Raw genomic sequence first — 10,808 nt, 5'->3', positions numbered from 1 at the left:
CTTGAGCGGGGCGCGGCACTGCGGCGGCCCCTAGGGGGGGAGGGGGGGGGTGAGCCGGGCGGTCGGGCCGGGGGGGGGGGGGGTGTTCACGGCGGTGGGGGTCCCGGTTCGCGGGACCCCACCGTGGGAGCGCTACGGGCGGCGCAGCGCGTCGGCCGCGCCCGCCCCGCCGAGCAGCGACTGGACGCCGTCCGGGTCGCTGCCGCTGGTCGGCTTGCCGCGGACGGCCGGCTGCTGCCGGCCGCCCTTGATCTCGGCCTCCAGCAGCAGCTTGCCGAGCAGCGCCGGGTCCGGCAGCTCCATCGGGTACTCGCCGTCGAAGCAGGCCCGGCAGAGCTTGTCCTTGGGCTGCGTGGTGGCCTCGATCATGCCGTCGATCGAGATGTAGGAGAGCGAGTCGGCACCGAGGGTGCGGCCGATCTCCTCGATGGTCATGCCGTTGGCGATCAGCTCCGCGCGGGTGGCGAAGTCGATCCCGAAGAAGCAGGGCCACTTCACCGGCGGGGAGGAGATCCGGATGTGCACCTCGGCGGCTCCGGCCTCGCGCAGCATCTTCACCAGCGCGCGCTGGGTGTTGCCGCGCACGATCGAGTCGTCCACGACCACCAGGCGCTTGCCGGCGATGACCTCGCGCAGCGGGTTGAGCTTGAGCCGGATGCCGAGCTGGCGGATGGTCTGGCTGGGCTGGATGAAGGTGCGGCCCACGTAGGCGTTCTTCACCAGGCCGGAGCCGTAGGGGATGCCGCTGGCCTCGGCGTACCCGATCGCGGCGGGGGTGCCGGACTCGGGCGTCGCTATCACCAGGTCGGCCTCGACCGGGGCCTCCTTCGCCAGGCGGCGGCCCATCTCCACGCGGGAGAGGTGGACGTTGCGACCGGCGATGCTGGTGTCGGGGCGGGCCAGGTAGACGTATTCGAACACGCAGCCCTTGGGCTTCGCCTCGGCGAAGCGGGAGCTGCGCATGCCGTTCTCGTCGATGGCGATGAGCTCGCCGGGCTCGACCTCGCGGATGAAGGAGGCGCCGCAGATGTCGAGCGCCGCCGTCTCGGAGGCGACCACCCAGCCGCGCTCCAGCCGGCCGAGGACCAGCGGGCGGATGCCCTGCGGGTCGCGGGCGGCGTAGAGGGTGTGCTCGTCCATGAAGACGAGCGAGAACGCGCCCTTGACCTTGGGCAGGACGACCTTGGCCGTCTCCTCGATGGAGAGGTCCGGGTGGCCGGCGAGCAGCGCCGTCACCAGGTCGGTGTCGTTGGTCGCGGCGGTCCGGCCGGAGCGCGAGACGTGCTCCTCCCCGGGCAGTTCGGCGACCATGGCCGCCAGTTCGGCGGTGTTCACCAGGTTTCCGTTGTGCCCGAGGGCCAGCGAACCGTGCACGGTCGCCCGGAAAGTCGGCTGGGCGTTCTCCCATACCGAGGAACCGGTGGTCGAGTAGCGGGCGTGTCCGACGGCGATATGCCCGTGCAACGACCCCAGGGAGGCCTCGTCGAAGACCTGGGAGACGAGTCCCATGTCCTTGAAGACGAGAATCTGGGAGCCGTTGCTCACTGCGATGCCCGCGGATTCCTGACCGCGGTGCTGCAGGGCGTAAAGGCCGAAGAACGTGAGCTTGGCGACCTCCTCGCCGGGAGCCCAGACACCGAAGACGCCGCAAGCGTCCTGGGGGCCTTTCTCACCGGGAAGAAGATCGTGGTTGAGTCTTCCGTCACCACGTGGCACGCCTTCGAGTCTAGGGCAGTTGGCACGGGCTTCCGGAACCCGGGATGCCGGGATTGTCGGACAGCCGGTGAGTAACGCGCGTAGACAAAACCCCTTACGGGCTGGGGATTTCGGCTCGCCGGAATTCCGCCGGGCGGCGGTTGGCCTTGTGGTTCGCGCCTGTTGGGGAGTTCCGTGTGCGGAACGGAGCGGGTCGGGGCGCGGCCGAACGTGAGCCTGCTCACCCGGCGTTCACTCCGGCTTCACGCGGCCGGCAGCAGCAGGCCCCAGGAGCCCGGGTGCACCGTCCAGGTCCGGGCGCGGACCGGACCGACCGGGTGGCCGTCCGCCTCGTAGCCGAAGCCGCGGCCGACCACCGAGACGCTCGCCGCCCGGGCCCGCACCAGGGCGCCGGAGGCCCGGACGACGACCTCCATCTCGCCCGTCCCGTCCGAGGCGCCGGACGGCAGGGTGACCTGGACCAGCCGGACCGGCCGGTGGACGTCCGCGAGCAGCCGGCCGTCGGCCTCGACCCGGACCCGGGGGCTGTGGTCGGCCCCGTCCGGAGTGAGTGCGTTCGCCTGCTCGGCCGCAGCCAGTTTCGCCCATAGCGAACGCCAGCCACTCGTACGGCCCACGGTCCGGCGCCCGCCCCCGCCGGTGATCCGCACCCCGCCCAGCGCCACCCCGCCGCCGTCGTCCACCAACAGGTCCAGCCGGCGCGGCGCGCCCGACAGCACCGCCCGCGCGGCCCGGACCGGCTCGCCCGGCACGCCGAGTGCACGGGCCGCCGCCAGCTCCTCCGCACGGCCGACCGGAACCATCCCCACCGGTTCCGTGCCCAGCTCACGCTGCCGGTGCAGTGCCTGCAGCACCCGCTGCAGGGCGAGGTCGGAACCGATCACCACCGGTCGCCGCCGACCCCGGTGCGAAAGCACCCGGTCGAGTTCGGAAGGGCTCTCCGGATAGACCACCTTCACGTCCGCGCCCCCGCAGAGCACGTCCTTCGCGATCCGCACCGACTCGCCGTCGGTCTGCCGGGCCACCGGGTCGAGGAGCAGCAGGAGCGGCTCGGGGCCGCCGGTTGCAGGCGTGGACAGGGACGACACGACCGGTCCTTCCTCAGGTAATCTCTCGGTGCAAGAGCCCCTTGCGCCATTGCGCCAGGGGCTTCGTCTATCTCGGGGCAGACTGCGGCCTACGCAGGATGCCCCAACCGGAAGGGGTGTACGCCTGTGCCGGCACTCGTGCTCGTTGGCGCTCAGTGGGGGGACGAGGGCAAGGGGAAGGCCACCGACCTCCTCGGCGGCTCCGTCGACTACGTCGTCCGCTACCAGGGCGGCAACAACGCCGGTCACACGGTGGTCATCGGCGACCAGAAGTACGCCCTGCACCTGCTCCCCTCCGGCATCCTCAGCCCGAACGTCACGCCGGTGATCGGCAACGGCGTCGTGATCGACCCGGCCGTGCTGCTCTCCGAGCTGGCCGGCCTGAACGAGCGCGGCATCGACACCTCCAAGCTGCTGGTCTCGGGCAACGCCCACCTGATCACGCCGTACCACCGCACCCTGGACAAGGTCACCGAGCGCTTCCTCGGCAAGCGCCGGATCGGCACCACCGGCCGCGGCATCGGCCCGACCTACGCGGACAAGATCAACCGCGTCGGCATCCGGGTCCAGGACCTGTTCGACGAGTCGATCCTGCGCCAGAAGATCGAGGCGGCGCTGCACGACAAGAACCAGGTCCTGGTCAAGCTGTACAACCGCCGCACCATCCCGGCCGACCTGGTGGTCGAGGAGTACCTGGGCTACGCGGAGAAGATCAAGCCCTTCCTCGCCGACACCACCCTCGTCCTGGACGAGGCGCTGAAGGCGGACAAGGTCGTCCTGCTGGAGGGCGGCCAGGGCACCCTGCTCGACGTCGACCACGGCACGTACCCCTTCGTGACCTCGTCGAACCCGACCGCGGGCGGCGCCTGCACCGGCGCCGGCATCGGCCCCACCAAGATCGACCGGGTCATCGGCATCCTCAAGGCCTACACCACCCGTGTCGGCTCCGGCCCGTTCCCGACCGAGTTGCTCGACGCGGACGGCGAGGCGCTGCGCCGGATCGGCGGCGAGCGCGGTGTCACCACCGGCCGTGACCGCCGCTGCGGCTGGTTCGACGCCGTCATCGCGCGCTACGCGACCCGGGTCAACGGCCTCACCGACTTCTTCCTCACCAAGCTGGACGTGCTGACCGGCTGGGAGCAGATCCCGGTCTGCGTCGCGTACGAGATCGACGGCAAGCGGGTCGAGGAACTCCCCTACAACCAGTCGGACTTCCACCACGCCAAGCCGATCTACGAGACGCTGCCGGGCTGGACCGAGGACATCAGCAAGGCCAAGTCCTTCGCCGACCTGCCGAAGAACGCCCAGGCGTACGTGAAGGCGCTGGAGGAGATGTCGGGCGCGCCGATCTCGGCCATCGGCGTCGGCCCGGGCCGCGACGAGACGATCCAGATCAACTCGTTCATCTGAGCCCGACCGGCCGGAGGCCGGGCACGTCGAAGGCCCCGTGGGACCCGTCCCGCGGGGCCTTCTCGCTGCCCGGGATCCACAGTTTGAACTAGTGCAAATACCTATTGCATCTAGTGCAGAGCGCCGCTACGTTCGGAGCATGACCGCGAAGCTGCCCACGCCCGTCACCCTCACCGGCCGCCACATCCGCCTGGAGCCGCTGGAACGCCGCCACCTCGCCGGCCTCTGGGACTCCATCGGCCACGACCCCGAGGTCTGGCGCTGGGTCCCCGTCCGCGTGCCCGCCACCGAGGAGGACCTGGGCGCGCTGCTCGACGTCCGCCTCGCCGAGGCCGCGGGCGGGGAGTCGGTGTACTTCGCCGCCGTCGACCTCGCGAGCGGCACGGCGGTCGGCGTCACCGGCTACCACGACTTCAGCGCCGAGAACGAGTACCTGGAGATCGGCGGCACCTGGTACGCCCGCTCGGTGTGGCGCACGGCCGTCAACACCGAGGCCAAGTTGCTGCTGCTCACCCACGCCTTCGAGGAACTGGGCATGGGCCGCGTCTTCTGGAAGACCGACGTCCTCAACGAGCGTTCGCGCACCGCGATCCGGCGCCTCGGCGCGCAGTTCGAGGGTGTCCACCGCCGCGACCGGCTCCGCCCCGACGGCACCTGGCGGGACAGCGCCTACTTCGCGATGCTCGCCGACGAGTGGCCGGCCGCCAAGTCCCGCCTGGCGGAGCGGCTGGCGCGGGGCTGACGCGGGGCCGACGCGCGCTCAGCCGACGGGCAGGGCGGACACCGTGTCCCTGATCCAGGCGAACACCAGCTTGCCGTCGGTGCTCAGCCGGCAGCCGAGGGCCTCGCCTCCGGGCTGGTACGCCGGGTCGGTGAAGGTCCACCTGAGGCGTCCGGTGGCCGCGTCGAGGGCGTGGACGCAGGGCACCGCGTGCGGCTCCCGCGGGACCTCGCCGGGGACGAAGACGGTGCCGCCGGCCCGCACCGGCGGCTGCGAGACGGACGGGTCGCCGGGCAGCGGGCAGGTCCAGCGGACCTTCCCGGTCTCCGCGTCGACGGCGGAGAACGAGCGGGCGCCGAGGCTCAGGTACAGCGAGCCGTCGGCCACCGCGAAGTCGCCGATCCGCCCGGCCCGCGGGTCGAGGCGCCACACCTGCCGGCCGTCCCCCAGCCCGACCGCCTGCAGGCCCGTGCCGTCCACCGCGCAGTAGGCCCGCCGGTCGTCGCACCGGACCGGCCGGGGCGTCGAACTCCCCGTCCCCGCCCGCCACATCCGCCCGCCCGAACCGTCGGCGCGACGGGCGACCACGTCGTTCCCGTTGTCGAGGTGCAGCAGGACGCCGCCGCCGACCGCCCCGGGCGAGTCCAGGTCGGAGGAGTCCGGGTCCTCCTGGAACCACTCCCGGCCGGACAGGTCCCGGTCCGTGCACAGGATCCCGACGACGGTGGCGCCCTCGCCGTCGACCGGTGCGACGGAGACCTTGAGGTAGAGCCTCCGGTCGGTCGCCGCCAGCAGCGACTCGAACGCGACCCCCCTGCCGGCCCCCATCAGGTCGGCCGCGGCGTCGCTCGCCGAACCGTCCGCGAGCGCCAACCGGCGCAGCGTGCCGGACAGTTCGTAGAGGTCACTGCCGCCCACCAGGTACGACGTGTTCCCGGCGCCCCTGTTCTCCCAGCGGCCCTCGCCGGTGGCGGCGTCCACCGCGAGCAGGGTGTCCGCGTGGAGCAGCACCAGGTCGTCGACCACCAGACCCGGGCGCGGGCCCGCGTCGGTGCCCTCGGTGGCGACGGTCCACACCGGCTCGGGCGGGGCCCCCGTCCCGCCGCGCGGGGAGTCCGGGCGGGTCAGGGCCCAGGTCGCGGCGCCGGCCGCGGCGGTGACGGCCAGGGCGCCGCCGGACAGCAGCAGCCGGCGTCGGGAGAGCACGCCCGGACGGGAGCCGGCCCCCTCCTGCGGCACCGGCGCCACCGGCCGCACCGAGGGGTCCGAGGGGTCCGTCACGTCCACCCGGGTGCGGTTGCGCGCGATCGTCGGGGCCTCGGACGGCCCCCCACCGACACGGAGCGGCGCCTCCAGGTTCATCACCGTCGCCGCGTGGCGGGCCAGCCCGGCCGCCACCGGGGCGGGGAGCCACTCTCCGTCGGCGGCCCCGACGGAGAGCAGGGCCCGCAGGTCCGCCGGGAGCGGGCGCCGCGCCGGATCCTTGCGCAGGCACTGCTCGACGACCTCGCGCAGCGCGGGCGGCACGTCGGCCAGGTCGGGCTCCTCGTGCACCACCTTGTAGACCTGGGCGGCGACACCCGCGGCGCTCTCGAAGGGTCCGTGCCCGGTCACCGCGAAGACCAGGACCGAGGCGAGCGAGAAGACGTCGCCGGGGGCACCGGTCGGCAGCCCGCCGGCCTGCTCGGGGGACATGAAGCCGGGGGAGCCGATCAGCCCACCGGTCCTGGTCAGGTCGTCGTCGTCGAGCGCCCGGGCGATGCCGAAGTCGATCACCCGCGGGCCGTCGGCGGTGAGCAGGACGTTGGACGGCTTGAGGTCGCGGTGCACCAGGCCGGCGCCGTGGATCGCCTCCAGCGCCTCGGCCAGCCGGGCGCCGAGCGCACGCGCCGAGGGCTCCGGCAGCGGGCCGTGCTCGTGGACGGTCCGGGACAGCGGCGGGCCGGGCACGTACGCGGTGGCGAGCCAGGGGGCGGGGCCGTCCGGGTCGGCGTCGACCACCGGCGCGGTGTGCACGGCGTCCACCGCCCGCGCGGCCGCCACCTCGCGACGGAACCGGCTCCGGAACACCGTGTCCCGGGCGAGTTCGGAGCGGACCACCTTGACCGCGACGGTGCGTCCGCCGGCCGAGCGGGCGAGGTACACCTCCCCCATGCCGCCCTCCCCGAGCCGGGCGAAGAGCCGGTACGGGCCGACGGCCTCCGGGTCGGTGTCGTGCAGTGGCTCCATCGCGTCCCCCCGGCGAGCGTCCACCGGCGGAGGCGCCGGCGTCGCCGGTGATCGTACGGGAGCACACGGCCGTCCGACGGGGTGGGTGTCACCGCCCCCGCCGGCCACCGCCGGCCCGGGAACGGGCCGTCATTTCCGCTCGCCGCCAGCGGAATGGCCCGCCGCGATCCCCCGCTTCGCCGGGCGGGGTTCGCGGGGCTGGAGGGTCACCAGCCAAACCAGCCAGCCGACGAACAGGACGGCCAGGAGGAGTACGGACAATGCGGCGACGAGAAGCCCATTCACCGGGACGCGGAAATGCGGCGGGAAGGACGGGGACGGTGGGGAGGACGGAGAGGCGAGGGAAGGGGCATGGCTGTCTCCGGTCGGTGATGTCGGGCGCCGTGACCATGCATCTGGTGTGTATTTACGGCTGATTGAGGACTGTTTAGGCGGCAACAAGTCAGCGAGTGACACGGACGACCATAGGGTCAGGGTGCCAGAGTTGCTACCGAGCGGGAGAACGTTCACTCCATCGTGGGGTATCCCCCATTTTGGTAGCTAGGGCCCTGTATGCACGGCACACTTCACCGGAAGCATCGACCGCAGCCGCGATCCGGAGAAGAGAGTCATGCCACCCCGCTTGTCGCCGACCGTGCGCCAGCAGCGCCTCGGAATCGAGTTGCGCAGGATGCGCGAACGCGTGGGCGTGACGCCCAAGACCCTGGCCGTCACCATCGGCACCGACCTGCCCAAGATCTCCCAGATGGAGAACGGGAAGTCGGGCATCAGCGCGGACCGACTGCGGACCTGGGCGCGCAGCTGCGGCTGCGAGGACGGCCCGTACCTCGACGCGCTGCTCGCCATGACGCAGGACCGGCGCAAGTACTGGTGGGACAGCTACCGGGGCCGGCTGCCGAACGCGATCATCGACATCGCGGAGATGGAACACCACGCGGCGTCCCTGTCCATCCTGAACAGCACCTTCATCCCCGGCCTGTTGCAGACCCCGGAGTACGCCGCCGCGGTGTTCGAGCGCCTCCCCCCGCAGTACCGGCAGGAGGCCGAGGTCCGGAAGGCATTCCGGATTCGGCGCCAGCAGATCTTCGTCGACCACCCGAAGCCGTACAGCGCATTCCTGCACGAGTCCGCGCTGCGCATGCAGTTCGGCGGTCCGGAAGTGCTCCGCGAGCAGTTGCGGAGCCTGGTGGAGAATTCCGAGCGGCCCGGGGTGGAGATCCGGGTGATCCCGTTCAGCGTGCCCACCTACACGGGGTCCGGGGAGAGCCTCTACCTCGCCCGCGGGCCGGTCCCGGAGCTCGACACCGTCCAGATCGACCTCTCCCACGGTCCGAAGTTCGTGCACTCCGAAGCGGAATTGGACTCCTACCGACGGATCAAGGAGAAGACCGCGGCGATCGCGCTCGGGCCGGACGAGTCCCGGGACTTCATCCGGACCTTACTGAAAGACTTCTCATGAGCATCTGGCGCAAGGCCTCGGCCAGCGGAGAGAGCACCGACTGCGTCGAGGTCAGGGCGGCGGGCGGGCTGGTGGAGATCCGCGAGTCGGACCGCCCCGAGGTGATCGTGCAGACCACGCCGCGCAAGTGGGCCGCCTTCGTCCGGGGAGTGAAGGCCGGGGAGTTCGACCGCTACGGCGACCTCACCCGGCCCTGACGACAGCCGTCCGGACCGGCGGCGGCGGTAGGCTTGGCAGCCCACAGTGGACCCCTGCGCCTGGCACAGCACTCCGGGTGGGGTGCGCGTGCGGGAGAAATCGGAGCACCCGAGGATGGCTCGGCACCTGATCACCAGCGCCCTCCCCTACATCAACGGGATCAAGCACCTGGGCAACATGGTCGGGTCCATGCTCCCGGCGGACGTCTACTCCCGCTACCTGCGACAGCGCGGCCACGAGGTGCTGTACATCTGCGCCACCGACGAGCACGGCACCCCCGCCGAACTGGCCGCCCAGGAGGCCGGACTGCCCGTCGCCGAGTTCTGCGCCCGGGCGCACGACGCCCAGAAGGCGGTGTACGACGGCTTCGGGCTCTCCTTCGACCACTTCGGCCGCAGCTCCTCGCCGCAGAACCGGGAGATCACCCAGGAGATCGCCCGCGAACTGCAGCGCAACGGCTTCATCGAGGAGCGCGCCATCCGCCAGGTGTACTCCAACGCCGACGGACGCTTCCTGCCCGACCGCTACATCGTCGGCACCTGCCCGCACTGCGGCTACGACAAGGCCCGCGGCGACCAGTGCGAGAACTGCACCCGGGTGCTCGACCCCACCGACCTGCTGGAGCCGCGCTCGGCGATCAGCGGCAGCTCCGACCTGGAGGTCCGCGAGACCAGGCACCTGTTCCTGCTCCAGTCCGAGCTGACCGAGGAGGTCGAGGACTGGATCGCCGCGCACGCCGACTCGTGGCCGGTGCTGGCCTCCTCGATCGCCCGCAAGTGGCTGACCGAGGGCCTGCAGGACCGCGCGATCACCCGCGACCTGGAGTGGGGCGTCCCGGTGCCGGCCGACGTCTGGCCCGAACTGGCCGCCGAGGGCAAGGTGTTCTACGTCTGGTTCGACGCCCCGATCGAGTACATCGGCGCCACCAAGGAGTGGGCGGACGCGGCCCCGGCCGGGCAGCTGCGGGACTGGAAGTCCTGGTGGTACGAGGCCGACGGGACCGTCCGCTACACCGAGTTCATGGCCAAGGACAACGTCCCGTTCCACACCGTGATGTTCCCGGCGACGATCCTCGGCTCGCGCCGCCCCTGGAAGAAGGTCGACTACGTCAAGGCCTTCAACTGGCTGACGTACTACGGCGGGAAGTTCTCCACCAGCCAGAAGCGCGGCATCTTCACCGACGTCGCCCTGGACCTGCTGCCGGCCGACTACTGGCGCTACTTCCTGATGGCGCACGCGCCCGAGTCGGACGACTCCAGCTTCACCTGGGACCTCTTCGCCTCGGTCGTCAACAAGGACCTCGCCGACACCCTCGGCAACTTCGTCAACCGGGTGCTGTCCTTCAGCCGCAAGCGCTTCGGCGACGACGTCCCCGGCGGCCACCCGGCGGGCGAGGCCGAACAGCGCCTCGGCGAGCAGGTCGCCGGGTTGCTCGCCGAGTACGAGGCCCAGCTGGAAGCCCTCAACTTCCGCAAGGCCGCGCAGGCGCTGCGCGCGCTGTGGAGCGCGGGCAACGCGTACCTGGACGAGAAGGCGCCCTGGCTGCAGGTGAAGACCGACCCGGAGGCGGCGGCGCTCACCCTGCGGACGGCGATGAACCTGATCCACCTGTACGCGGTGGTGTCCGAGCCGTTCATCCCGACCGCCGCGGCGGCGATGCGCGGAGCCTTCGCGCTGCCCGCGGACTCACCGGCGGCCACCCGCCGCTGGGTGGACCCGGAGGAGGCCCGGGCGCTGGACCTGGTGCCGGCCGGAACGGCGTTCACGGTGCCGCCGGTGCTGTTCGCCAAGATCACGGACGAGGACCTGGCCGCCTGGACCGCGCGCTTCGGCGGCTCCGAGGGCTGAGACCGGCAGCGGGGCCGCAGGGCCGGGGCCGGGCGGCTCGGGACCGGAAGCCGGCGGCGGGGGGGGCGGCGCGGGCGCCGCCGCGGCGCCCCCGCCCCGGCCCCCGGGGCCGCCCCGCCCCCCCGCGCCCCGCCCCCCC

Annotated in this window: 8 protein-coding genes; 5 read left to right on the top strand and 3 right to left on the bottom strand. The window is 72.2% G+C overall.

Features of this window, described 5'->3' with window-relative positions:
* Positions 1–132: 132 nt before the first annotated feature.
* The gene (gene purF, locus ACFV0O_RS16155; RefSeq protein WP_360257920.1) at positions 133–1,716 is read right to left on the bottom strand and encodes an amidophosphoribosyltransferase; all 1,584 of its coding nucleotides are present in this window, start codon (positions 1,714–1,716) and stop codon (positions 133–135) included.
* A gap of 242 nt (positions 1,717–1,958) precedes the next feature.
* On the bottom strand, positions 1,959–2,804 hold the full coding sequence (locus tag ACFV0O_RS16150; protein WP_380341700.1) for a diacylglycerol kinase family protein: 846 nt from the start codon (positions 2,802–2,804) through the stop codon (positions 1,959–1,961).
* 126 nt (positions 2,805–2,930) lie between these two features.
* On the opposite strand from ACFV0O_RS16150, the gene ACFV0O_RS16145 reads away from it, so the two are divergent.
* Entirely contained in the window at positions 2,931–4,214 is a 1,284-nt protein-coding gene (locus ACFV0O_RS16145) for an adenylosuccinate synthase (RefSeq protein ID WP_360257925.1), read from the top strand.
* A gap of 139 nt (positions 4,215–4,353) precedes the next feature.
* A complete protein-coding gene (locus ACFV0O_RS16140) occupies positions 4,354–4,956 on the top strand; it encodes a GNAT family N-acetyltransferase (protein ID WP_380341696.1) in 603 nt (200 codons plus the stop codon).
* 18 nt (positions 4,957–4,974) lie between these two features.
* Here the strand turns inward: ACFV0O_RS16140 and ACFV0O_RS16135 are convergent, their stop codons facing one another.
* On the bottom strand, positions 4,975–7,164 hold the full coding sequence (locus ACFV0O_RS16135; protein WP_380341693.1) for a protein kinase: 2,190 nt from the start codon (positions 7,162–7,164) through the stop codon (positions 4,975–4,977).
* A 610-nt stretch (positions 7,165–7,774) separates the two neighbouring features.
* Between ACFV0O_RS16135 and ACFV0O_RS16130 the strand changes: the two genes are divergently transcribed.
* The 3 genes from ACFV0O_RS16130 to metG all read left to right on the top strand — a co-directional run bounded on the left by ACFV0O_RS16130 (position 7,775) and on the right by metG (position 10,669).
* The gene (locus ACFV0O_RS16130) at positions 7,775–8,623 is read left to right on the top strand and encodes a helix-turn-helix domain-containing protein (RefSeq protein ID WP_380341690.1); all 849 of its coding nucleotides are present in this window, start codon (positions 7,775–7,777) and stop codon (positions 8,621–8,623) included.
* On the top strand, positions 8,620–8,820 hold the full coding sequence (locus ACFV0O_RS16125; protein ID WP_360257935.1) for a DUF397 domain-containing protein: 201 nt from the start codon (positions 8,620–8,622) through the stop codon (positions 8,818–8,820). Before ACFV0O_RS16130 ends, ACFV0O_RS16125 begins: the two co-directional genes overlap by 4 nt.
* 115 nt (positions 8,821–8,935) lie before the next feature.
* Complete coding sequence (gene metG, locus ACFV0O_RS16120; protein WP_380341687.1) at positions 8,936–10,669, top strand: methionine--tRNA ligase; 1,734 nt, start codon at positions 8,936–8,938, stop codon at positions 10,667–10,669.
* The last annotated feature ends 139 nt before the right edge of the window (positions 10,670–10,808 follow it).

Origin of the sequence: Kitasatospora sp. NPDC059577, from assembly GCF_042735475.1 — a bacterium.
Classification (GTDB): domain Bacteria; phylum Actinomycetota; class Actinomycetes; order Streptomycetales; family Streptomycetaceae; genus Kitasatospora.
This window is presented reverse-complemented; position numbering and strand designations above follow the sequence as displayed.

What these genes read in the sequence shown, in the direction of transcription:
- ACFV0O_RS16140 (WP_380341696.1), top strand. Translation starts at nt 4,354, where the DNA reads ATGACCGCGAAGCTGCCCACGCCCGTCACCCTCACCGGCCGCCACATC.
- ACFV0O_RS16135 (WP_380341693.1), bottom strand. Translation starts at nt 7,164, where the DNA reads ATGGAGCCACTGCACGACACCGACCCGGAGGCCGTCGGCCCGTACCGG.
- ACFV0O_RS16130 (WP_380341690.1), top strand. Translation starts at nt 7,775, where the DNA reads ATGCCACCCCGCTTGTCGCCGACCGTGCGCCAGCAGCGCCTCGGAATC.
- ACFV0O_RS16125 (WP_360257935.1), top strand. Translation starts at nt 8,620, where the DNA reads ATGAGCATCTGGCGCAAGGCCTCGGCCAGCGGAGAGAGCACCGACTGC.
- metG (WP_380341687.1), top strand. Translation starts at nt 8,936, where the DNA reads ATGGCTCGGCACCTGATCACCAGCGCCCTCCCCTACATCAACGGGATC.